The sequence below is a fragment of the Cellulosimicrobium sp. XJ-DQ-B-000 genome (assembly GCF_031119065.1).
Taxonomy (GTDB): Bacteria; Actinomycetota; Actinomycetes; order Actinomycetales; family Cellulomonadaceae; genus Cellulosimicrobium; species Cellulosimicrobium funkei.
Genome location: NZ_JAVHYN010000001.1, coordinates 622,504 through 646,120 on the forward strand (window position 1 = coordinate 622,504; position 23,617 = coordinate 646,120).

The 23,617-nt window shown below is 71.8% G+C and carries 16 protein-coding genes and 1 tRNA gene; 2 read left to right on the forward strand and 15 right to left on the reverse strand.

Annotated elements, in window-relative coordinates:
- Positions 1–17 precede the first annotated feature (17 nt).
- Positions 18–1,148, reverse strand: coding sequence for a DUF2235 domain-containing protein (locus tag RDI86_RS03205; protein ID WP_211931881.1), 1,131 nt, complete (start codon positions 1,146–1,148; stop codon positions 18–20).
- Between the two features lie 193 nt (positions 1,149–1,341).
- Here RDI86_RS03205 and RDI86_RS03210 point away from each other — a divergent pair, with 193 nt between their 5' ends.
- Positions 1,342–2,463 carry a M15 family metallopeptidase gene (locus RDI86_RS03210; RefSeq protein ID WP_308820669.1) on the forward strand — a complete coding sequence of 374 codons (1,122 nt, stop codon included), beginning with the start codon at positions 1,342–1,344 and terminating at the stop codon, positions 2,461–2,463.
- A gap of 48 nt (positions 2,464–2,511) precedes the next feature.
- Here the strand turns inward: RDI86_RS03210 and RDI86_RS03215 are convergent, their stop codons facing one another.
- The 3 genes from RDI86_RS03215 to RDI86_RS03225 all read right to left on the reverse strand — a co-directional run bounded on the left by RDI86_RS03215 (position 2,512) and on the right by RDI86_RS03225 (position 5,336).
- Positions 2,512–2,793, reverse strand: coding sequence for an acylphosphatase (locus RDI86_RS03215; protein WP_085388322.1), 282 nt, complete (start codon positions 2,791–2,793; stop codon positions 2,512–2,514).
- Positions 2,790–3,266: a dsRBD fold-containing protein gene (locus RDI86_RS03220; RefSeq protein WP_061266925.1), complete on the reverse strand. Its 477-nt coding sequence runs from the start codon at positions 3,264–3,266 to the stop codon at positions 2,790–2,792. Before RDI86_RS03220 ends, RDI86_RS03215 begins: the two co-directional genes overlap by 4 nt.
- Before the next feature lie 66 nt (positions 3,267–3,332).
- On the reverse strand, positions 3,333–5,336 hold the full coding sequence (locus tag RDI86_RS03225; RefSeq protein WP_308820670.1) for a DUF255 domain-containing protein: 2,004 nt from the start codon (positions 5,334–5,336) through the stop codon (positions 3,333–3,335).
- Positions 5,337–5,431: 95 nt separating this feature from the next.
- Here RDI86_RS03225 and RDI86_RS03230 point away from each other — a divergent pair, with 95 nt between their 5' ends.
- Entirely contained in the window at positions 5,432–7,627 is a 2,196-nt protein-coding gene (locus tag RDI86_RS03230; protein WP_308820671.1) for a protein kinase, read from the forward strand.
- Positions 7,628–7,680: 53 nt separating this feature from the next.
- Here the strand turns inward: RDI86_RS03230 and RDI86_RS03235 are convergent, their stop codons facing one another.
- From RDI86_RS03235 to RDI86_RS03285, 11 genes are all read right to left on the reverse strand, one after another.
- Positions 7,681–8,478, reverse strand: coding sequence for an amino acid ABC transporter ATP-binding protein (locus tag RDI86_RS03235; protein ID WP_308820672.1), 798 nt, complete (start codon positions 8,476–8,478; stop codon positions 7,681–7,683).
- On the reverse strand, positions 8,475–9,404 hold the full coding sequence (locus RDI86_RS03240) for an amino acid ABC transporter permease (RefSeq protein ID WP_085388326.1): 930 nt from the start codon (positions 9,402–9,404) through the stop codon (positions 8,475–8,477). Before RDI86_RS03240 ends, RDI86_RS03235 begins: the two co-directional genes overlap by 4 nt.
- 7 nt (positions 9,405–9,411) lie before the next feature.
- Positions 9,412–10,290, reverse strand: a complete 879-nt coding sequence (locus RDI86_RS03245; protein WP_076405159.1) for an ABC transporter substrate-binding protein — start codon at positions 10,288–10,290, stop codon at positions 9,412–9,414.
- A gap of 434 nt (positions 10,291–10,724) precedes the next feature.
- On the reverse strand, positions 10,725–11,942 hold the full coding sequence (locus RDI86_RS03250) for a hypothetical protein (protein WP_308820673.1): 1,218 nt from the start codon (positions 11,940–11,942) through the stop codon (positions 10,725–10,727).
- A 460-nt stretch (positions 11,943–12,402) separates the two neighbouring features.
- A complete protein-coding gene (locus tag RDI86_RS03255; RefSeq protein WP_308820674.1) occupies positions 12,403–13,575 on the reverse strand; it encodes a Wadjet anti-phage system protein JetD domain-containing protein in 1,173 nt (390 codons plus the stop codon).
- Entirely contained in the window at positions 13,572–16,955 is a 3,384-nt protein-coding gene (locus RDI86_RS03260; protein ID WP_308820675.1) for an ATP-binding protein, read from the reverse strand. Before RDI86_RS03260 ends, RDI86_RS03255 begins: the two co-directional genes overlap by 4 nt.
- Complete coding sequence (locus RDI86_RS03265; RefSeq protein ID WP_308820676.1) at positions 16,952–17,692, reverse strand: DUF4194 domain-containing protein; 741 nt, start codon at positions 17,690–17,692, stop codon at positions 16,952–16,954. Before RDI86_RS03265 ends, RDI86_RS03260 begins: the two co-directional genes overlap by 4 nt.
- Positions 17,689–19,173 (reverse strand): DUF3375 family protein, encoded by a 1,485-nt coding sequence (locus RDI86_RS03270; RefSeq protein WP_308820677.1) that lies wholly within the window; start codon positions 19,171–19,173, stop codon positions 17,689–17,691. The genes RDI86_RS03265 and RDI86_RS03270 overlap by 4 nt, the downstream gene beginning before the upstream one ends.
- 139 nt (positions 19,174–19,312) lie before the next feature.
- Positions 19,313–21,913, reverse strand: a complete 2,601-nt coding sequence (locus RDI86_RS03275; protein WP_308820678.1) for a TrlF family AAA-like ATPase — start codon at positions 21,911–21,913, stop codon at positions 19,313–19,315.
- A gap of 383 nt (positions 21,914–22,296) precedes the next feature.
- Positions 22,297–22,373, reverse strand: a tRNA-Met gene (locus RDI86_RS03280).
- A gap of 62 nt (positions 22,374–22,435) precedes the next feature.
- Positions 22,436–23,488: an aldose 1-epimerase gene (locus tag RDI86_RS03285; protein ID WP_308820679.1), complete on the reverse strand. Its 1,053-nt coding sequence runs from the start codon at positions 23,486–23,488 to the stop codon at positions 22,436–22,438.
- Positions 23,489–23,617: the final 129 nt, after the last annotated feature.

Sequence of the window (23,617 nt, forward strand, 5' to 3'; positions counted from 1 at the left end):
GGGTGCGGCGCCCGTGGTCAGGCGAGCACGAGCGGCCGGGTCTCCTGGGCCGCGCCCGGCACGGGCTCCACGAGACGCGCGAGGTCCGGGCCCACGCTGTCGCGCCACCAGGCGAGGTTCCGCGCGTGGCGCGCGTAGACCGACGCGGGGTCGGCGCTGAGCGTCACCGCCGTCTCGGCGAGGTAGACGGCGTCGACGGTCTCGGGCGGGGTGGGCACGCCCGCGAGGACGCGCAGCGCGCCGCGGAAGCGCGGGCGGTGGTGCAGGCGCTTGACGAGGTTGAGCGCGCCGAACAGCAGCCCGGGGCGGACGCGGCAGACGAGCTCGTCGTCCCGGTGGAGCTGCGCACGCAGGCGCTCCTCGTCGACGACGAGACCGCGCGCGACGGCCTCGCCGAGCATCCACAGCAGCGCGGTGTCCGAGAGGGCGCGCGCCCGCGCGCCGCCGCCGACGTCGCTGTGCCCGCCGGGGAACCAGACCTGCTTGACCCGGGGCGCCATGGCCACGGGCACGTCCCACAGGCACGGCTCGAAGGTGATGCGGCGGTCGTCGATGGCGAGCGCCTGGCGGGCGCACCGCACGTCGGTCGACAGGCGCAGGTCGTGGAACCGGCTGCGGCGGCGCGACAGGCCGGGCACGCCGAGCGCGCCGACCGTGTCGAACACCCCGAGGAACGCTACCGGCACGTGGTCGTGGCAGTACGCGGCGCGGAACGTGCGGGCACGCTCGGCGCGGCGGGCAGGGTCGCGGTCGCGGTAGACCTCCTCCGCCTCGCACAGGTGGTCGCGCGCCAGCGCGTCCTGGGTGAGCAGGCCGACGGTCGCGACCATCCCGACCACGCTGCGCGCGGTGTACGCCCCGCGGCTGAACCCGAACACGTAGATCTCGTCGCCGGGCTCGTAGTTGAGCGCGAGGTGGCGGTACCCCGCGACGACGTTGCGCGTCAGGCCGTAGCCGAACGCCCCGCCGAGGAGCCGGTCGACGAGGTAGCCCTGCGCCCCGACGCCCTCGACGGAGAACACCATCTGCTGGACGCCGTCCGGTCCGATCCCGGTGCGGACGGAGCGCGCGATCTTCTCGATGTTCGACACGCTCGCGTTCACGGGCGAGTTCCACGTGCCGTCGCAGCACAGCACCAGCCGCTTCATGGTCCCTCCTCGATCCGCCCCCGGCGGCGCGTCGGGGACACCATCTGGGGAGGGTCGCCGCGCCCCGGCTGATGCACGACGGCGCCCGCCGACGCACGGACCGGTCGGGGTTCGTGAGCAAGCCGTGAGCGTGTCCGTGCGCACCCCCGGATCCGTCCGGGAGGGTCGCCGTCGTGCCGTAGGTTCTGGCGGTGTGACCGCCACGAGCACCGCCCCGCCCGCCGGCCCCGCGGACCACCCGCCGGGCGGCCGGGAGCGTCGGCACGCACGCGTGCAGCGTCGGCACCGGGCTGCGTGGATCGCGGCCGTCGTGGCGCTCGTGCTCGTGCTGGGCGGGGGCGGCGGCGCGTTCGCCTGGTACCGGGACACCGAGTACGACGCGCTGGCCGACCGGACCGCGACCGCCGAGGACCTGCTCGCGGCGTCGGACGGGAAGGTCGCGGACCCGGCGGTGCGGACCGCGCTGACGACCGAGGTGGACGACGCCCGCGCCCTGCTCGCGGCGCCGTTCCTCGACCGGATGACCACGGGCACGGACGCGACGGACCGGTCGCTCGTGTCGGCCTCGGACGCCGTGCACGCCTCGATGCTCGACCACGCGCGGAGCGAGGTGACCGCGGCGCGCGCGAGCCTGGCGACCGCCAGCGCGCTGGGCGAGAAGATCTACGCCGCGACGGAGGGGCTCGGCGCCGACGAGGCGGTCCGCGCCCGGCTGCGCGACGCGCTGGACACCGCGGCCGCGGCCGACGCCGCCGCCGACGCGGGGCTCGCGGGCGACGACCTCGCGAGGCTCGAGCAGGCGGTGCTCGACCTGGGCGCGGGCCTCGGGGTCGTGAGCACGTCGACGGAGGAGACGTCGGTCGCGCAGGACGCCGTCTCGTGCCCGGCGCCGGACCAGGTGTGGGACCCCGACAGCGGCCGCGTGCCCGACGCCGCTCTCGCGCCGATCCCGTGGTCGCCCGGCGACCGGGTGCGCGCGGACGTGCTGGACGGGCTCGTCGCCCTCGACGCCGCGTACGTCGAGCGGTTCGGCGTGCACCTGACGATCAACTCCTCCTACCGGACCTTCGAGGAGCAGCAGGGCCTGTACGACCCGTCGTCGCCCATCGCGGCGCCGCCCGGGTGCTCGAACCACGGGCTGGGGTTCGCCGTCGACCTGGGCGGCGGCGTCCAGGCGTTCGGCACCCCGCAGTACGAGTGGCTCAAGCAGCACGCCGAGACCTACGGCTGGACGCACCCCGACTTCGCCGAGCCCGACGGGCGCGTGCCCGAGCCCTGGCACTGGGAGTCCGTGCTGGCACGCGCGGACGGCTGAGCCCGCCGCCGGTCGCGCCGGGGACCCCGGGAGCGCCGGGGCGCGTCCTCAGGAGGCGTGCGCCCGCTCGACGTCGACGTGCGTGACGTCGCCCGGCGTGGGGCCGTCGCGCAGCCAGGCGACGAGGCGGTCGACGGCGTCCGGCGCCCCGGACGCGACGACCTCGACGGTGCCGTCGGGCCGGTTGGTCGCGGTGCCGTCGAGGCCGAGCCTGGCGAGCCGCTCGCGCGTCGCCCAGCGGAAGCCGACGCCCTGCACGCGCCCGTGCACGCGCGCTCGCACGGCGGCGTCCGCGGCACCGGGCGCCGCGCCCTCCCCCGGGCGCGTCACTGGTGCACGTGCGCCGGGGCGCCCGTCGACGACGCGATGTCCGACTCGGCGTCGTCCAGCAGCCGGTCCGCGAGCCGGCGCAGCGCCCGCCCGACGGCGATCTCGTCGCCGATGAGCGGGACGTCGCGGTCGTGCGGGTCGCGCCGCGCCCGCCCGACGGTCCGCACGTGCTCCGGCGTCTCCGCGACGAGGACCGCCTCCGCCGTCGTCCGGCCCTCCGACTCGACGACGCTCACCTGCACGCGCCACACCTTCGTGGTGTCCGTGCCGTCGCCCGTCTCCGCTCCCGGGACGTGCTCGACGTAGCTGTCCGACCCCGGGTAGACGAGCGTCCGCTCGCCCGTGTCGGCCCACTCGACGAGGTACGGCGGCGAGCCGTCCTCGTGCCGCAGCTCGACCACGACCCCGTCGCGCACCGCCCCGCCGACGACGCCCGAGGCGGTCACGATCCTGTCCCCGACCGATGCCCTCATGGCTCCTCCTCGTGCCGCACCGTCCTTCCATCATGCGACCGCCGGGAGTGCGCTGCACCCCCGGTCTCAGGGTGTCCGGGCGCCGAGCTGGTCCCGCAGCGCCGCGGGGTCGTGCACCGGGAGCCGGCACACGAAGTCCGCGCAGAGGTAGGCACCCGGCCCGCGGTCGGCGAGCAGGGCGACGCCGTCGGCGGCGAGGGTCGTGGCGTCGTCGGGCGTCGCGGCGAGCAGCAGCGCGCCCGGGTGGTACCAGTCGCGCGCGGCGGCGAGGAACCCCTCCCGCCGGTCGGCGTCGGCGACGACCACGAGCTGGTGGGGCGGCTCCGCGAGCCCGACGGCGACGCGCAGCACCCCCGCCGCGCCGAGCGGGTGCTCGCTCGCCGCGGCGGACGCGCCGACGTGCGCGAGCGCGGCGTCCCGGTACCGCGGCTCGCCCGTCGCGAGGTGGGCGAGCAGCGCGGCCCGGGCGGCCGCCGTCGTGCCCGAGGGCACCGCGCCCTCCGACGGGTCGGCCGCCGCCCCGGCCGCCAGCCCGAGGTCGGTGAGCACCGGGTCCGTGCCCTGCGGAGGCGCGAGGTCGCCGTCCGGGCCGATCGTCGCGTCGACGAGGCGCAGGCCCTCGCGCACGTACCGCGCCTCCCCGGTCAGGCCCCCGAGCACGAGGAGCGCCGTCGCGAGCGCGCCGTGGTCCTCCAGCGTCGCGACGGCGTCCGAGGCGACCCCGCCCTCCGACGCGCGCACGAGCGACCCGTCGGCCCGGACGTGGGTCGCGAGCAGCCGGTCGGCGGCCGCCCGCGCGGCGTCCGTGAGGTCGGGCAGGCCGAGGTGGTGCCCGGCGCGGGCGAGCGCCTCGATCGCGAGCCCGTTCCACCCGGTGAGCACCTTCGTGTCTAGCGGCGGCGGCTCGTGGTGCGCACGCTCGCCCGGCGGGAGCAGGTAGTACCCGCCCTCGACGCGCTCGCCGTCCACGACGGACTCCGAGTCCTGCGCGCTCGCGAACGCGCCGTCGGCCAGGCGCAGCACGCGCAGGAGGAAGCGCCCGACGTCGCCCGCCACCTCGGCGGTGGCCTCGCCCGGGTCGGGCGTGCCGGGCGCCTCGGCGGGCGTGCGCAGCGGTCCGTCCACGGGCCCGGTCCGGCGCAGCACGGCGAGCGTCGTCGCGGCCGAGAGCAGCTGCGCGTTGTCGTAGAGCATCCGCTCGTAGTGCGGCTCCGACCAGTCCGGCCGGGTCGCGTACCGGAAGAAGCCGCCGTCGACGTCGCGCAGCGGGCTCGCCGCCATCGCGTCGACCGTGCGTCCCGCCAGGACGAGCGCGCGCCGCGCGACCTCCGGGTCGACGACGGACGACGCCGCGACGTCGAGCAGGAGCTCGAGCGTCGGGGCGACGGGGAACCTGGGAGCGCCCCCGAAGCCGCCGTGCACGCGGTCCTCCGCCGCCTCCAGCCGCTCGACGACCCGTCGGGCGTGCTCGGCCGGGTCGGCGACCGGCCCGGCGTCCGCGCCGCCCGACGCTCCCGAGCCGTCGACCGCCGTCGCCGCCGCGCGCGGCACGCCCGTCCGGCGTCCCGCCGCCGCGTCGCGCAGCGCCGCGCGGATCGCCTCCCCCATCTCGACCGCCTGGTCGCGCCGCTGCTCCCAGGCCTGCGCGACGGCGTCGAGCACGTCCCGGAACGCGGGGCGTCCGGCCACGGGGACGGGCGGCCAGTACGTGCCCGCGTAGAACGGGGCGCCGTCGGGCGTCGTGAACACCGTGAGCGGCCACCCCAGGTCCGGGGTGAACGCGCTCGCCGCGGCGAGGAGGCTCGCGTCGACGTCGGGGTGCTCCTCGCGGTCGACCTTCACCGCGACGAACCCGCGCGCGAGGAGCGCGCCGATGTCCGGGTCGGAGAAGCTCTCGCGCGCCATGACGTGGCACCAGTGGCACGTGGCGTACCCGACCGAGACCATGACCGGCACGTCCCGGCGGCGCGCCTCCGCGAACGCCTCGGCGCCCCACGGGTACCAGTCGACCGGGTTGCCGGCGTGCTGGCGCAGGTACGGGCTCACGGCGGCGGCGAGACGGTTGACCATGCCGTCCAGCCTCCCAGGTCGACGCGCCGCTCGCGGCCCGGGCCGTCGGAGTTGTCTGCTCCGTCCCGGAGCGGCGCGCTTGTAACGTTGCGCCCATGCCCGGCCCCGAGCAGCCCGCCCTCGCGGTGGCGACCGACGTCTCCGTCCGACCCGCTGTCGCTCCGGACGCCGGGCCGGGCCCCGCGCCGCTGCCCCGCCGGCCCGTCCGCCAGGTGCCGGCGAGCGGTGACCGCAAGGGCCCGTTCACCCTCGCCGACGTGCTCGGGCACGGCGGGTTCGCGCACGTCTACCGCGCGACGGACGCGGACGGCGCGGAGGTCGCCGTGAAGGTGCTCACGGGTCTCCAGGAGGGTTCCCGCGAGCGCTTCGCGCAGGAGGCGAGGCTGCTGGAGGCCGTGGGCGGGCGCGGCTTCCCCGCGTTCGTGCGCTCGGGCCTGGACGACGACCAGCCGTGGTTCGCCATGGAGCTGGTCCCCGGCACCACGCTGCGCGAGCAGGTCCGCGCGTCGGGCCCGCTGGACGGACGGCAGGCGCTGCGGCTGGCGTCGCACGTCGCGGAGGCCCTGCTCGTGCTGCAGGAGCAGCACTGCGTGCACCGCGACCTGAAGCCCGCCAACATCATGGTCGACGGCGACCGGGCGGTCCTCATCGACCTCGGCATCGCCAAGCTGTTCGACACGGCGACGTCCACCCAGCCCGTCGGGACGCTCGCGTACATGGCGCCGGAGCTGTTCGCCCGTCGCGTGCACCCTCGCTCGGACGTGTACGCGCTCGGCCTGCTCCTGATCTTCGCCACGACGGGGGTCGTGCCGGCGGACCTCAACTTTCTCGGCCGCGACCTCGAGGCCGGCGACCTCGTGCGGGAGGTCCCGGACGACCTGGTCGGGGTGCCGGCCGGGACGGAGCCGGCCCCGTCCCCGGCCGAGCTGCCCGAGATCGACCCCCACCTCCAGGACCTGATCCTGTCGGCGACCCGATACCAGCCGAACCACCGCCCCGCGCTCGAGAGCGTCGTCGCGGTGCTGCGCGCTCGGCTCGCCGGGGAGGCCCCCGACGACACCCTGCTCCTCACGTCACGGATCGTGGCCGACGGCGCCACCGCGGCCGAGCGAGCGCTGGGCCCCGTCGCCGGGCTGGCCGCCGCCACCGGCGCACCAGTCCGGGCCGAACGGGCGGCGGAGGTCACGCCGGTCGGCAGGGCGGCCGACGCGGCCCGCGTCCGGGAGCCGTGGCACGCCCTGGTCTACGACGCGACGCTGATGAGCGTGCTGGCCGAGGTGCACGGCGACGGGTTCGACGGCGCGGCCGCCGAGGTCATCGCGGACCACGTCGCGAGCATCGGCGCGCACGTGGCCGACGGCCGGACCCCGGCGGAGCTCAAGGACTGGCTCTGGCAGGCGATGCGGTGGCAGGCCGCGGCACCGCCCGCGGGCCACGCCGACACCCTGCGCGGGTGGCGCGAGTACCGTCGCCCGACGCACCCGATGCTCCCCGTGCCGGGCTCCGAGCCCGTGGCCCGGGCCGCGCGGTCGCGCACGGACGGCCCCGTCCCGGTGCCGGCGTCCGGCTCCCCGGACCCGCGTCCCTGGCCGGTGCCCGTGCAGCGGGTCTCCACGCTGGGCCGCGGTCCGTCGGCGCGACCCCGGCCGGAGCCGGTCCCGCCTGCGGTCGGACGGACCCGCGTCATGGACTCCCCCGACCTCGTCGCCACGCAGGTCGGCCGGCCGGTCCCGCCGTCGGTCCCGCCGCGCCGGAGCCCCGTCCGGCACCTCGGCCCGACGCCGTCGTCGCCCGCCGTGCGTCCGGAGTCCGTCCGGCCGCGGATCACCGGTGCGGCGGTCGCGTGCGCCCCGGCCCCGCGCGCCGTCGGCACGTCCGCGGCCACGCCGGCGCCGCGCCAGGAGGCGGCCCCGGCGACCGCCGCACGGTCCGCACGTCCCGTCCGACCTGCCGCGTCGTCGTCCTGGGACCGTTCCCGGGTCGGAGGCGCGCTTCTGCGCGCCCTGCCGCGCGTCCTCGCCGTCCTGGCGGTGCTGCGCACGCTGTGGCTCGTGCCCGACGGCGCGGCCCGCCAGAGCCAGCCGTTCGTCCCCCTGCCGCCACAGCTCCGGGAGACCCTGCGCGTCTCGGTCGACCTGGCCCCGCTCGTCGACGGTCCCGTGCTCGCCCTGGCCGCGCTCGCGGTGGCCGTGGTGCTGCGCGTCGCCGGGCAGCGCACCTGGACGTGGCCGTACGTCCTCGTCGCCTGCGCGTCGGTCGCTGCGACGGTCGTGCTCGTGCTGCGCGGCTGACCGGGGTTCGGGCCGGGTCGGGCGGTGCTCGGCGCGGTCCCGAGGGGGCGGGTTCAGGCGTGCAGACGGCGCAGGAACGCGCGGGTCCGCTCGCGCTGCGGGTCGCCGAGCACCTGCTCGGGCGTGCCGCGCTCGTGGACGCGGCCCTCGTGCAGGAAGCACACCTCGTCGGCGACGCGGCGCGCGAACCCCATCTCGTGCGTCGCGACGAGCATCGTGCGGCCCTCCGCGCGCAGCTCGGCGAGCAGGTCGAGCACCTCGCCCACGAGCTCGGGGTCGAGCGCGGACGTCACCTCGTCGAGCAGGAGCAGCTCGGGACCGTTGACGAGGGCGCGCGCGATCGCCGCGCGCTGCTGCTCGCCGCCCGAGAGCTGGTCGGGATAGGACGTCACCTTGTGCCCGAGCCCGACGCGGCCCAGCATCCCGACCGCCGCCGCCTCGGCGTCGTCGCGCGAGCGCCGGTGCACGAGCCGGGGTGCGAGGGTCACGTTGTCGAGCACCGTGAGGTGCGGGAAGAGGTTGTACGCCTGGAAGACCATGCCCATGCGCGCCCGCACGCGGTTCGCGTCGAGGCGCGGGTCGGCGACGTCCTCGCCGTCGAGCAGGATCTGGCCGTCGTCGACCTCGTCGAGCAGGTTGACGACGCGCAGCAGCGTCGACTTGCCCGAGCCGGACGACCCGACGAGCACGACGCACCGGTGCGCGTCGACGTCGAGGTCGATGCCGTCGAGCACGACCCGCCGCCCGCCCGGGGCGCCCGCCGCCGGGTACGTCTTGCGCACGCCCCGCAGGGACAGCAGGTGACGCGCGTCCTGGGGGCTCGCACCGGTCGGCGTCGCGGACGCGCTCATCGGATGTCCCCCGCCCCGCTCACCGTCGCGAGCGACCGGCCCCAGCCGCGGCGCGCCTGGTACGCGTCGACCGCGCGCGTCAGCGGGAACGACACGAGGAAGAACAGGATCCCCGCGACGACGTAGGGCGTGAAGTTGTAGCTGCCCGTCGTCGCGATCTGCGCGGCGCGGATCGCGTCGACGGCACCGAGGACGGAGATGAGGCCCGAGTCCTTCTGCAGCGAGACGAGGTTGTTCGCGAGCGGCGCGGTGACGTTGCGCACCGCCTGCGGCAGCACGACGCGCCGCGTCGTCTGCGCGCGCGTGAGCCCGAGCGAGCGCGCCGCCGCGACCTGCGACGGGTGCACCGACTCGATGCCCGCGCGGAACACCTCCGCGAGGTACGCGGTGTACGTGAGGACGATCGCGAGCGCGCCGAGGAACGCGCCCGACGTCGGCAGCCACTCCAGCCGCAGCGCCGGCAGCCCGAACCCGACGAGCAGCAGCACGAGCAGGAGCGGCACGCCGCGGAACAGGTCGACGTACACCGTCGCGAACGCCCGGAGCGGGAACAGCGCCGGGATGCGGCTCGTGCGCGCGACCGCGAGACCGAGCCCGAGCACCGTGCCGACGACGCCCGCGACGACCCACACGCGCAGGTTGAGCCACAGCCCCTCGAGGATCGCGGGCAGCGACTCCCACGCCATCGCCGGGTCGAAGAACGCGGTCCGCGCCCGCTCCCAGCCCGGCGCGTTGACGACGACGAGCACGACCGCCGCGACGACGAGCACCGTGCTCACGAGCGCGACGAGGAGCGACCGCCGCCGCTGCGCGCGCCGGAACGCCGCCCGGTCGAGCGCGAGCGGCGACGGCGACCACGCGGCGGCCGGGACGGCGTCGGGCGACCCGACGCCTCCGGGCGGGCGCGCGTCGTCGGGCACGGTCATGGCCGGGTCACTGGAGGACGGGGATGTCGTCCGACTTGAGCCATGTCGTGCGCAGCTCGGCGAGCGTGCCGTCCGCCTCCAGGTCGTCGACGGCCTGCGACACGCAGTCCGTGAGCTCCGAGCCGAGGTCCAGGACGAGGCCGTACTGCTCGACGACGCCCTCATCGGGCAGGGTGCCGATGACGACGGAGTCCGGGAAGTACTCGGTCGAGGCGGCGACGCCCTGGTCGACGTCCATGACCATCGCGTCGATCGTGCCGGACTGCAGCGCCTGCATGCCGTCGCCCGCGGCGCTGTACGGCGAGATGTCGGCGTCCTCGCCCCACGCGGCCTCGGCGAGCGTGAGGCTCGTCTGGGCGGCGGTGACCCCGATGCGCGCGCCGTCGAGCTCGGCCAGCGTCGTCGCGCCCGCGTACGGGCCGTCCTCCATGACGATGACGCCCTGGCGCGTCGTGAGGTACGGGCTCGAGAAGTCGACGGCCTGCTTGCGCTCGTCCGTGATCGACGTCTGGTACGCCGCCACGTCGAACGGCTTCACCGCCGGGCTGATGATCTGCTCGAACGTCACCGTCTCCCACACCACGTCGTCCGCCGCGTAGCCCAGGCGGTCCGCGACGGCGTAGATCAGGGCCGACTCGAAGCCCTCGCCCGAGTCCTGCTCCCCCACGTACCACGGGGAGTACGGCTCGCCCGCACCGACGGTCAGCACGCCGTCGGTGAGCGTCGGGAGCGCACCGGGCTCGCACTGCGCGTCACCCGACGCGCTCTCGCTCGGGCTCGCGGCGTCGCCGCCGTCGTCGGCACCCGACGAACAGGCCGCCAGCGTGAGCGCGGCGACCGCCGTGACGGCGGTCAGGACGGCGGGACGGGGACGCAGACGGCGCATGGTGACCTTCCGGGTGTCGGGCGCCCGCGGGAGTGGTGGGCGCCGGCCACTGACGATAACGCCGGGCCGTGGGCCGTGGCTTCCCCCGCCCGCGCCTCGGCCGGGTGGGGCGCGTCACAGCACGGGGTGCCCGGACCTGCGTCTGGACACCCTGTCGCTCGCGGGACGCGGTGGACCGGTGGCCGAGCGAGGCTCCGTCCGGTCCTGACTTAACCCCTTCCGGTCGTCTCGCCACCTCTCGGGCCTGTACCGACGCCGGAGAACAGCGACGAGGCATCCGGCCTCGGCCCGGGCGACGTTCGTGACTCTAGTTCGTCGCCCGAGCCGTGAGTGGCGTGCCACGGAGGCCCGCGCCTCCACCGGGCGCGTCAGTCTGTCGCCGACATGTCGCTGGACGAGTGGTCGGTCGACGCGGAGCAGTCCGCACTGCTCGATCAGTCCGGGACCGTCGGGTCCAGCGGCCCCAGGTAGCGCACGGGGTTCCGCGTGCCACGGCTGGTCGACGTGACAAGGTCGGCCATGGCGACGACTCCTCTCCTGACCTGCTCGTCCGGTTCTTCCTCGACGTCGAAAGCGACGCGCGTCTCGGCGTTGTCCACGCGACGCTCGATGCCACCCTTGACCCGGTAGACACCCACCACGTCACCTGATCTCTCGACAGCGACGACGTGTCCGACCGTCAACGCGCGGCGCGCGTTCAGCCTCCACCACATTCGAGCGGCCTGACGAATCTCGGCAGCGGTCATCTCAGGTGCGTGCCCGATGAACCGGGGCTCGGGCGACGAAACCCATTGGCGCTCCCCGAGCCGGACCATCAGCACCTGGTCTCGGGCAACACCCGTCATCGGGTCGACCATTTGATGGTCCGTACGGATCTCGACACGAGTGCCGACGTCCAACGGCGGCGAGTCGGCTGACGCGGGGACGTAGTCGGAGAACGACGCTTGGACGAACGCATTCACCGCGTCTCCGACCGATGACGATGCGCGGGTACTCGTACTTGCGCAGCCTGCGAGACAGCGCAGAGGTCGGCCTCGTTTCGCCAGCTCAGCAAGGGACAACCTTGGCAGGTAGTCAGCACCTTCCTCCGGCCCGGCAGGGACCAGGACGATGCATCTCTCCGCTGCCGTGACATGGACGTCGCACGCAGTCGGCAAGCTCGTGTGAGCGTCCTTGGCCTGGATGTAGATCGCGTAGTACGGAGCGGCGTCGAGGGAGGCAGCCGCATTGAGGAGCAACCGGTACTGGCGCGGAGGGATGTCCGGTCTCTTTCCCCCCTCCGATCTCTTCGCCTGCACGAGCAGGCGCGTCTCACGATCTTCTGCACCGAACTGCACAGCGATGGCAAAGTCCGCGCCGTTGCCGACCTCCCCATTCTTCGCGTTGCCGCCCTCCTCGTGCTTCGTCATCGCCTTGGCGCGAGCGGCCTTGGCCTGGGGCGGCGGCTGTCCGGACCAGTCAATGCACTCGGCACCGCCGCACTGCGTGCACGGTGCGGCAACCTGGTACGCCCGGCCGGTCAGCTCCGCTAGGACGAGCCCGGTGATCGCTTCCTCGTCGAACGTACGGCTACCGCGTCGCCGACCTAGATGCTCCAACCGGTGAAAGTTCCGGGAGCTGCTAATCACAGCACTCAAGAGGTCCGAGAACACGTTTTTGACCCCTGTGGGGCCGGAATCATGCGGCACGTCGCTCCCTTGCTTCCCTCAGATGACGGACACGACATGGAGCGCTGTTGAACCGCCCGATGGCGTACCGACCGGTGAGCTCCTCGGCAGATTAGTAGCACGCACTGAGCGCGCTGAACTGACCCGTTCATGGCGTGTCGCTGTCTCGCGGTTTCGGAGGACCCGCAGACCAGACGCTGGCGATCACCGAGTTCCTCAGTACACAGTCGGGCAACCTCGGCACCCGCCTCAGCCGCGTCCCGGAGAGACTCGCTCGACGTGATCGTCAAGCTAGGCCGAGGACTCGACGCACACCCTGCCGACCTACTGGCGACCATCAAGTAGACCGGACCGTCCCCAGGGCGGAGACGGGCAAGTCGACCTCCCGCTCAGACGCGTATTTTCCGGCTGGTCGTGACCGCCTTGCCCGCGCCGCGTTGCGCACTTATGTAGACGGCCCGCAGATCAGCGCAACGGCGTCGCGCGCGCGGCCGAGCGGGATCCGCTCCTGTTCGATGCGTCGGTGACCGGCGTGGGACACGTCGAGCACGCGAAGGTAGACCTCGCGCTCGCCCGCATGCAGAGTTTCGACCAACTTGGGCGTATCGGGCATCAGTGGCTTCCCGTGCTGGTCGTGGTCGGTGCCAAACTGTTCGAACTCGTCGTAAGTCGCCGGATCCATGAGGATCGAGTCGATGTCACGACCGAAGTCGGCACGGTAGCCGTCGAGAATCTCGTAGCCGTCCTTGTCGATGTCGCCCCAGTACACGACGACCGGTGCATCGCGGATCCAGGGGAAGGCCGCCGGGGTCTTTCCGCCCTTGCCCACACCCTCGACGGCGATCCCCCGGGCGAGAGCCGGGAAGTGGATCGCCGTGTCCTTGTTCTCCGAGATGACGACGACCTGGGGTGCGTACGCCGGCGTGACGCTGTCCCCGACCGTCGCCGAGTCGTGGACACGTCCGCCGGCGGCCCGGTGCTCGGGGTCGAGGTAGGTGAAGTGGATGCGAGCAGGGTGGGCGGGGAGAAGCCCGAGGTCATCGAGCCCTGTGAGAGCGAGCACGCCGGCACGGTGGTTCTGCAGCCACTTCGCGTGGACGCCGGGAAGGGGCACCTGGCGCGGCGTGACCCCGAGGCTGACCCGTGCTGGGTCGTCGCGATACCACTGGGCGACTGTAAGGAGCAGCTCGAAGTCGACCGCGGAGTAGCCGTCCACGAGCCGGAGCACGCGCCCCATGTCGGGGACGCGCGGGAAGCGCCCGACCAGGACGGCGCACCGAGCGCGGGCACGCTGCAGCCGTTCCGGCCACTGCTCGCCGACGATGGCGGCCGCCTGGTCGATCGACTCGACGTGGACGTGGGTGGGAACGCTCTGCGTGCTCCCTCCCTTGGCCTGCCGCCTCTCATAATCGAGGACGATGCCATTGCTTCGCGCCCAGTCCTGCCACACGACGGTCTGTGCGTGAACGGCCGCGTAGTCGGACTTCAGGTCGGCGGTGGTGGGGCGTCCAAGGGGGAAGGCGTGCGGGAAGGCGCTCGTGTCCCCCACGACGTGCTCGTGCCAGCGGTTTGTCAGCCGTCGGCGGACGTCTCCAACGACGGTCTCCGGTGTCTTCATACCTCGCCCTCGTCGTCGACCAGCTCGTGGACGAACGAGTAGCCCTTCGCACTCTTGGTGACCTCCAGGACGAGGTCCATGTGGGGCTCGAGACCGGTGACCTTGTCGAACGGTGCGCCGATGATGAGCTGGAACCCGAGGTTCTGCCAGGCGGTGACAGCGCGGCCGGCGAACTCGCTGTCGGCCTTGACGAAGCCCTCGTCGAGGAATACCGGGGCGAACCGAGGGCGGGCGCGCGTCTCGTCGCCGAGCTGGTACCGCAGGGCCGAGCCCACGATAAAGGCGACGAGCTCTTGGGTCTCACCACCGGACTTCTCGCCGAGCGAGTCGTGCATGGCGATCTCCTGCCCGTTCTCGCCGAGCACGACCGCGGTGATGACGACGTGCTGACGAACGTCGAGGTACTTGTCGCGCTTCGACGACGCCTTCGTGGTGCCCTCGGTCACCGCAATGCGGCTCATGAACTCCCGCAGGCGCGCGAACCGGGACTCGAGCTCCTTCTCCGTCAGTTCAAGGGCCAACCCCGAGGACAGGTCCCGCAGGTCACGGCGGAACTCGCCCAACTCCTGGCTTTGGAGACGGCGGAGGTCGATCTGCAGCACGCCCTTGCCGCCGAACGGCAAGGTCCCCAGGATCCGGTTGATCGGTCGCAGGCGGTCTTCGATGTCGTCCAGCGCCGTGTCGAAGGTCTCGCTGAGCCGCAATAGGTCGTCACTGGACCAGGCGGCGAACTGGCGCTTCCAGGTGTCGCGGCGTTCGTGCAAGCCCTCGGAGCGGATCCGGTCGAGAATCTCACGGTAGCCGTCGGCCGAGAGCACAGAAACACCGAGATTGGGATCGCGCCACTGCTGCTGGTACGCCTCGAACATGCCCTCCATGGCGTTGGTCGCCGTACGTACAGCGCGTTGCGCGGAGATCGCCTCGTCGCCCAGCCGACGACGCAGGGCCTTGATGTTCGAGCTGAACGCGTCCAGGTTGGTGATGTCCCAGTTGCTCGCGAACAACGTGTCCAGGTAGGTCTGCTGCGCGTCGGTGACCGTGACTGTCTGTCCGTCCTCGATCGCGTCGATGGCGTCCTGGACGGTGTCTTGGAAGTCGCAGAGGCGACCCCACGTCTTGTCGAGCTCGGTGAGGCGGCTCTCGGCCAGGACCCTGGCGCTGTTCGCCTTGTCGTGCAGCGGCGTGAGCCGCTCTTCCTCAGCCTCCAGGGCGTCGAGGATCTCATTGGCCTCGCGGAGTCGACGGATCTCGACCTCGAGCTCGGCGATGCGCCGGTTGATGCCCAGGTGGTCGATCTCAGACCAGGTCGTGTCCTGGACGAAGGCGTGGGCGGCCTTCTGTGCGCGCAGGTCGGTCAGGCGTGCCTGGATCGCCGTGATCCGCCCCCGCACGGCGACGATCTGCGGGTCCAACTCGGCCAGCTGGGTCTCGATGTCGGCGAGTCGGCGCTCGTTGGAGAACCCGATGATGGAGCCGTCGCCGGACTTTCCGTGCGCGCCCTTGTCGCCGTCACGGGTCTGCCCTGCAGGCGTGACACGTGAGCCGGGACCGTCAAGCGACGCGGCGTCGGCCACGCACAGGTGGTCGATGCCAGGGGCCGTGACACGGTCCTGGAGCCAGTGCGAGAAGGGTGAGTCCTTGAATGCAAGCTTGCCCGAGACGTAGGAGGGGTCGCCCTGCCACTCCTCGTGCTCGGCCAAGGTGACCGCCTGGAACCTGATGCGCGGGCGGATCGACACACGATCGATCGCCGAGGAGAGCCGATTGCGCGTGCGGCGGTCCACGAGCACCGTACGCGCGATACCGCCCAGGGTGGTCTCCACGGCCGTGCGCCAGTGCTCCTCGTCAGGCAGGACGTCGATGAGCTCGGCGGCGAACGGAAGGTCCTCCATCGGATCGAGACCCGCGGCCTGAGCCATGCGGACGCGGGCGTCGTGCAGGCCCTGCGGGACCGCCCCGGCACGCCCCTGGAGGGACCTCCGCTCATCGAGGAGCTCGCGCTGCCTGGTGGTCAGCGGGGCGAGCTCCTCCTCCCGGACGGTCTCCTCCTCGGCCCGGAGGGCGGTCTCCCGCTCGTCGGAGACCGCCAGGAATTCCGTCGCATCGGCCTGCGCCTCGGCGAACTGCTCGGAAGTCTCAGGCACGACGAGGTTGATGGGCTCGGTCCGCGTCTGGAAGCGGATGTTGGCCTGGTAGACCGTCTCACGGCTGCGCGTGAGACGATCGATCTCCGTGCGACGCTCCTCGATCGCCGCACCACCGTGGGCGTTCTTGTCCTTGGCGATCTGAGCCAGCCGCGCACGGAGATCGGCTTCCTCCGTCTTGGCCGTCTCGAACGCGGTGGTCGTGGAGCTGTGATCACGCCGGTTGTGGGTGACCGCCGTGTCGAGGAGCCTCCGTTCCGTGCGCAGTCGCCAGAGCTGGAAGGGCGACGGCCCCGCGTCGTCAGCGCCGAACTGGGCGATGAGCAGCGCCTTGGTCTCCGCGTCGGCAAGGTCGTGCTGCAACCCGGGCAGCCGCTCGAGCGTCTTCACCTTGGCCGCCTCGTCGACCATCTTCGTGTAGGAGGCCTCCAGGTCCGCGAAGTGCGCCAGGGCATCGTCGGCGGCCTGATAGGTGGTGGGCTTCTCGAGCACCATCTTCTTGTAGAGACCGTCGACGCGGCTGATCTGCATGCCGGCCTGGACCCGGGCGAGCAGACGCATGGCCTTGCGACCACCGTCTCCGCCGTCACCGATGCCCAGACGCGTGTGGATCGTGCTTTCGAACTCCCCGAAGCTGGTGCGCGTGAGAAGACCGGGGATCGCAGCCTTGAGCGAGCGCTTGTCGAAGCGGGTCGACGCCAGCGCCTCGAGGCGTGTCAGGTCGAGGTAGCCGTCGAATGTCGCAAAGGTCGTGACCACCTCACCGCCGAGCCGTGCCCCGGCCTTGGCGTAGTAGATGCGCGCGACGGTGTAGCGGCGACCGTTGTCGTTGACGAAGGTCCCGGCGATCGCACCCCAGACGGGGCCGCCGTCCCGGCCGCGCAACACCTCATCGCGCATCTCGTGCGAGCCGGCCACCCGGCTCTCGTCCATCTTGCCGCGCAGGTAGCTCAACAGGTTGCGCTGCTCGCTCGACCGCGCACGCCCGCCGCCAGCGTCGTTGGACGCCCCGTTGAACGGCGTGTCCGAGGGCATCATGAGCGCAATGTAGGCGTCGAGCACCGTGCTCTTGCCGGAGCCGCTCGCACCGGAGAGCAGCGTGGAGCCGGTGGAGAAGCGCACCTCACGACGACCGTGGAATCCGCCCCAGTTGACCATCTGCAGGGCTTCGATGCGCCACTGGTCATGGTCGATCACGGGGCCGGGCTGTGTCGAGAACAGCAGGTCGGTCGTCATGCGTCTTCCTCCTCGAGCTCGGCCAGCAGGTCGAGCTCGTCGTCGTTGTCGGTCTCGTTCGTGGCCTCAGCGTTGCCGTCCTCGGCCTCGGTGCCGTTCTGGGTCATGAGCCACGTCCACAGACTCCGCAGCTTCTCGATCGGCAGGAGGACCTCGATGATCGGTGAGATCCGGAACCGGTCGGGGTCCTGAGTCTTGAGCAGCACTCCCGCGGCGGCCAAGCCGTCGATCGCCTTGCGTGCGCGCTTGTCGTCCATCGCGCGGTGGGTGGCGTGCTCAGGGCGCTGGTCGGCCACCTCGTCGAGCAACACCTGGCGATCGACGAATACCACGTCCTCACCCTCCTGGCGCTGAGCAAAAAAGCGCTGGCGCACGAAGACCATGACGATCGTCTCTTCCTTCGTGTGCGGCATGTCGCGCAGCAACGACGGCAGGGACTCGCCGGTGTCCGCCACGGCCGGATACTTGAAGGCGACCTGGTTCTCACGGTCGAGGCGCAGCCGAAAGAAGAGCTCGTTGAGCCGGCTCTCGATGATGTCGGGGTTGTCGAGGAGCACGGCCCACTGCTCGGGGTACCGGTCGGCCGAGACGTAGCGCTGCTTCAGCAGCGCATGGAGACACCACCGCTGCTCGGGGTAGAGAGTGCTCGTGTCCCCCTCGAACAGCGCGAGGCTGGTGACGTCGGGAGCGTCGTTCTCGGCATTGCCCTGTGTCTCGTCGGTCAGGCTGTCGGTCACCGTGCGTCTCCCTCGGGCTGCGGGCCGGTCGTGATCAAGGTTGATGTGGGGATCCGGAACCGGCGGACGCTGCCGTCGGGTCGGATGGCGGTGACCTGCTCACGCACAGACGGGACGAACTCGGCGTCCATCTGCGCGAACAGGTGGATGAGTCCGAGAATCTCGACGGGTCTGCGCAGATCGGCGGGCAACATGTTGAAGAGCGTTGCGGCGGACTCGAGATTGCCCTCGGCGAGCTTCGTCTCGATCTGCTCCCGCAGTCGTTCGAGCGAGGGCCCACCCTGCTGGCGGATCTCGGCCAGCGACAGGGACGCTGGTGCCTCGTTGGAGACGTCCTCGAGTGGTTCCGGCACGCGTTCGCTCGCGGGATCGAAGGACTTGAGCCGGAGCATCGCCATGTCGAGGTTCTGGGGGATCAGATCGACCTCGACGTGGTCGCGAGGCCGGGCGGACTGCATCCACGTCCGCATCTCACTGTCGATGCCGCGCAGGACGGCCTCAAGCTCCCGGTTCTTGATGTGGTCGTAGTTCTCGATGTGCTCGCGCAGGGTCGCCGAGAGCCGCCGGCGCTGGTCGAGGACGTCGGTCATGCCCCGGCGGATCACGTCGACTGCCGTGCGCAGCTGACGCTGCTCGTCCGGCAGCAGCGTGCCGGCCCAGGGGTGGGCGAGGATCATCCCGAGGTCGGCACGCAGCCGGGTCAGCCAGTCGGGCTTACGGAATAGCTCCAGGGCCCCTTTGAACGCGCGCCCCTCGGGAGTCGCGGTCAGCAGGTCCTCGGACTGCTTGAGGTAGCTGTCGACCACCTCACCGACTGGACTCACCTCCTCGCGAAACCGCTTGGTGATGACGCGGTGCATCTCGCGCACGGCTTCCTCGACACGACGGAAGTCCGAGGGCAGACCGTCGAGTTCGCGCAGCACGTTGGCGAACTGCTCGGTCAGCTCGGCCTCGGAGGACCCGGGCATCTCCGCGCCAGACGCGAGCAAGTCGTAGTCGGCCTGCAGCCGGGCGATCTCCTCGGCCAGACGGCGCTTGCGCTCCTCGCGGTCCGGGTTCGCCGTGAGCGCCGCCTCCGAGACGACACGGCGCATCGTCTCGATGCGGGAGACCGAGACGTTGAGTTGCGTGCGCGTGGCACGGGTAACGTAGTCGAGAGCCTGTTTCGCGTCACCGGTCAGCTGGTAGGTCTCCTCACCGCGGCCCGGGTCACGGTAGAGCCAACGCTCACGCACCCACTGCATCGCCAGGGCCTTCCCGGTGGAGGCCGGGACCGTGTAGCCGCCAGCGCGGAGCTCGTCCAGGAGAGCGTCGACACGAGTATGGAACTGCTCGACCGGGACAGGCTGTCCGTCCTCGGGGAACGCGTTGGCGAACAGGGGCATCGCGACACCTGCGGACTTGCGGTCCAGCAGCTTCAGCGTCGGGGTGTTGAGAGCCGCCTCGATGCGCGCAACGTCACCTTCAATGCTGCTTGCCATGCTTCGATCCTTCATTCCAGACCCGGTTCATGGTCAGTCCGTCGTCTGCTTGAGGGTCGCGAGTCCCCCGCCCAGACCGGCGACATGTCCCTCTGCAGTGCCAGACCGATCCTCAGTGGCCATGGCGGGTCCTGACCGGTCAGAATCCGTAGAGGTGATGACGTGCGTTGAAGGCCGCGGGGCCGCCCTCGAGGATGTTCTCCGCGAGGGAGCGGATCGCGCGGTCGTCCAAAGAGCCGACACCGGCTTCCGATGGACGGCCGTGGCTCCCGTGGCTCTCGAGCACCACGATGAGTTCGGCGTCTCCGAGCACCGGCACGTTGGCATTGTGGGTGCTCGCGATGATCTGCCGCTTGCCCTTCAGCTCCCGCAGGTGCCTGACCACTCCCTTGTAGACGAAGTTGTTGTCCAGGTCGTCCTCCGGCTGGTCGATGATCAAGGGCGCATCGGACGCACCGAGCAGCAGGAGCAGTAGCGCGGTGGCTCGCTGCCCCTTCGAGAGCTGGTCGAGGCTCCGCAACCCTTGCGCGCCGTCTATCCTGAGCAGCACTTCGACCGCGGGGGCCACGGTGAGCTCCTCCAGCTCGCGCGCCAGCTCCTCGCCGGCCTCGACAAGGCTTGACGACTGTGCGCCCTTGATGCCGAGCTCAGCGAGCGCACCGCCGCCGTCTCTGATCGCCTCGGCGAGTGCCTGCGGAGAGAACGCCGGATCCTGCACCGCTGCGACGATCTGGGTCCTCTGCCCGCTGACCCTCGCCTTGATGGCATCCATGACGTGGGAACGATCCTTGGTCGGCATCGGCCTGACCACCACGACGCCATCCGTCGCGCCGTTCGCTGACCGGATCGCCGTGTGCAGGCGCTCGGTGGCGGCCGTCTCGTGCGCACGGAGCTCGTCGAGCATGGCGGTGCGCTCGTTGAGCAGCTGCTTGATCTCCTCGGCCTTTGCCTTCAAGCGGGGCTTCGACGCCTTGACCGATGTCAGTTCCGCCTTGGCAGCGATGTACTTCCCAGGATCGAGCCCCGCCTCGGCGAGCTCTCGGAGGACCTCGCCATAGTTCTCCCTCTCGCCGGTGGTCGCCTCGTTCCAGTCGACCCGCGCCTCTCTGATCTCGCTCTGTGCGGCCTCGATTGCGGAAGCGGCCTGCACGCCAAGATCGGTCAGTGCTTGGTGCAGACCTTCCAGGGCCGTCGTCACACGTGACAGGCGCTCGGCCTGCGGCGCGCCGTCGATGTCATCGATCCTCGCAACAAGATCGGTCAGAGACGCAGACTTCCGATACTGGTCCAGAGCACGCTTGGCCGCATCCACGCGAGACAACCCCTCGCTGAAGGCGGCGTCGTCCAGTGCGAGCCGCTCGTGCCCGCGAAGCTTGCCCGGGACGTCGGTGCCCTGATAGCGATCAAGCTGCTCTTCGAGCCGCTCGGCCTGCGTCTGCTCGTCCTCCAGCTTCGTCCTGGCTTCCTCAGCTCGCATGAGGTCTTCGCGGTTGACGCGCAGCCGCTCGCGCACGTCCATCAGCGCCGGGTCCTCTCCGTCGGAGCCGTCGAAGCGCCTGACAAGCTCGGCGATGCTCCCCGAGTCACCCGCGAGTTCCGCAAGCTCGTGCTGGCCGAACACTTCGACGGCTCCAATCGCGTCGACGGGCGTGAGCTTCGTGCGCTGGCCGGCAGAGTCGAGCACCACAGGAGGATGAGGCACCTCGCGTTGGATGGTGTAGCTCTGGACCGTCGGAGAAACGCTCTCGACTTCGACGCGCACGATCGTGCCGGCGTTTAGCACGTCATCGACGATCGCCTTGTGGTCCTTGGCCATCTGAGCCGAGATCGGCCGGATGTCGAGCGCGTAGCGGATGCTCTCGATCACCGTCGACTTGCCAGCGCCCCGTCCGCCGATGAGCGCGGTCAGATCCGAGGAGATCGGCACGCTCACCCCGTCGAAGTATCCCCCAACCCAGGACACACTCTTGATGCACGGCCGCGGCGTGGATCGCGGGTCACCGAGCGAGATTCTGGTCTCGGGTGTCCGCACCGCGAGCTTCAGGCTCTCGAGCGAGGGCGAGCTGACCTTGAACCACGTGCTCGCACCGGGATCCTGCAACTGACGTGGACCCATCACGTCGTCGGCATGGATCACCGCCAGAGGGTGGACGCGCTCGAATATCCCGGCCCCGTCGACGACTGCCTCCTGATCCTTCGCCGCCTCGACACCGGGCGAGACACCGATGACGTGAAGGTCCTTGTGCAGAATCATCGTCGCGAGCGGCTGGCCCGACCGGGTCGTCAGCAGGCCGGCGGGCTTCACGTTCACGTGGGCCGGGACAGGGAGTGCCCCAGCGGCGGTCATCCGCTCCATGATCTTCGCGTAGGGCTCGCCGGGCGTGCCGTTGTCGCAGCCCGGGTTGGCTCCGCAGCGCCCGATGGCCGCGTTGATCGTCGCGACGGGCGTCCCGGCCTCGAAGAGGACGAGGATGTGGATGCCCTCCGAAGAGTTCGCCTCGAACCCCGGGAGCGCGACGATGCCCCGGGCCTCGGCAGCGGCGATCAACTCCAGCGCAGAATCGACTCGCCAGTGGTCGGTGATCGCGATCAAGGCGATGCCCAACTCGTCGCACTTGTCGAGGAGGGCGGCGTTGTACGTCGCCTCGTCCGCAAAGAAGGTCTTCGGCGCGTTGCGGCCCTCGTACGTGAACGGGTTGACCTGAAGTGCAGCACGAATCCACTGCGCCCCGATGCCCATGCCGACGCTCCCCCAGTAGTCAGTCCTACGCCTCGGCGTCTGCACGGCGGCGCTTGGATGGAGCGTAGCGGTGACCTACGACACCAGTTTCGAGACGCATGTTGTGGCGGCGACGAGGCGCTCGGTACGGAGGCAGCGCACACCGGCATGTCATCTCGTACCTGTGCCCGTGGGCCGCGATCCGACGACGGGGCGCAGGCCGGTTTCCCTACGGAACCGCCAGTTCCGTTTTGAACCTAGGTAGCAAGTCCACACGAAACTGCGTTGCAGGGCCCACCCGCCAGCACCCTCACCCGGATTTTCACCCCGGACCGAGCACCTCCCTGGAGGCAAAGCAAAAGGCCCTCTGACTAGGCATTTCGCCTAGCCAGAGGGCCTTCCCGTGGTAGCGGGGGCAGGATTTGAACCTGCGACCTCTGGGTTATGAGCCCAGCGAGCTACCGAGCTGCTCCACCCCGCGTCGGTGATCACTACTCTACGTGAGGTTCCGGACCAGGCCAAATCGGGTGGACGAGACGTGGGTCACGCCAGGACCTCGACCCCGAAGGCGAACTCGCGGACGGCCCCCGGCTCGAGCCGCACGTCGGCGGCGCAGTCCGCCCGGTTGAACGCGTCGGTCAGCGTCTCCACCGGCTCGACGGCGATCGCCGCGCGGCCGCGCCGTGCCAGGCCGTCGCCCGTGTAGACGTGCACGAGGCCGCGCTCCTGCCAGACGGCGAGCCCCTGCCCGGTGGCGGGGTCGCGCACGACCGTGCGCGCGCGGCCGTCGGCGTCGGCCCGGAGGTCGGCGAACGCGTGGTCGAGGCGCACGCCCGCGAGCGGCAGCGGGCCGACGCCGTCGGTCGCCCCGAACGCGGCCTCCCCCGCGAGCGGGAGCATCCCCACGTCAGTCACGACGGCGCGGCGGGCCGGCACCGTGAGCTCCAGCGCGTCGACCGTGCCGTGCCCGGGTACCCGGAGGTAGGGGTGCCAGCCGAGCGAGACGGGGGCCGCGGTCGTCCCGACGTTGCGGGCGCGCAGCGTGACGTCGAGGGATCCGGCGCCCAGGACGTACCGGACCTCCAGCACGAGCGCGAACGGGTAGCCGGCGTGCGCGTCGGCGTGGACGACCGTCCGGAGCGTCACGGACTCGCGCTCCGCCCCGTCGACGGCCGCCGCGTCGCGCGCAGCGACCCCGCCCTCCCCCGCATCCTCGACGACCGCCCAGTCGAGCGTGCGCGCGAACCCGTGCATGGCGAGCGGCTCCCAGGGGAGCACCGGGGGTACGCGGTGCCGGACGCCGTCGAACACGTACTCGCCGCCCGCGAGGCGGTTGACGAACGGCGCCATGAGCGCCGACCGCGCGGCGTCGTGCGCGGCGACCTCCGCCTCGTCGGCGTACCCGTCGACGAGGTCCTCGACGCGCTCGATGCCGTCGGCGCCGCGCCAGGGGGCGCGCCACGCGAGGACGGCGGCGCCACGCAGCGCGACCACGAGCTCGGCGCCGGACGTGTGGTGCAGCCGCACCGCCGGCACGGTCGTGGTGTCGTCGCCCGCCGCGCTGAAAGCGTTGCTGCAAACCGTTGCAGAAGTCACGAGGAGCGATCCTCCCGCCCGGGGCGGCAAATGACAACTCCGTCCCGAACGGCCGCAGACGACGGACGGGCGGGGACACCCGCTGGTGTCCCCGCCCGTCCGTGGCGCTGCGTCGCTCGCGCGACCGGT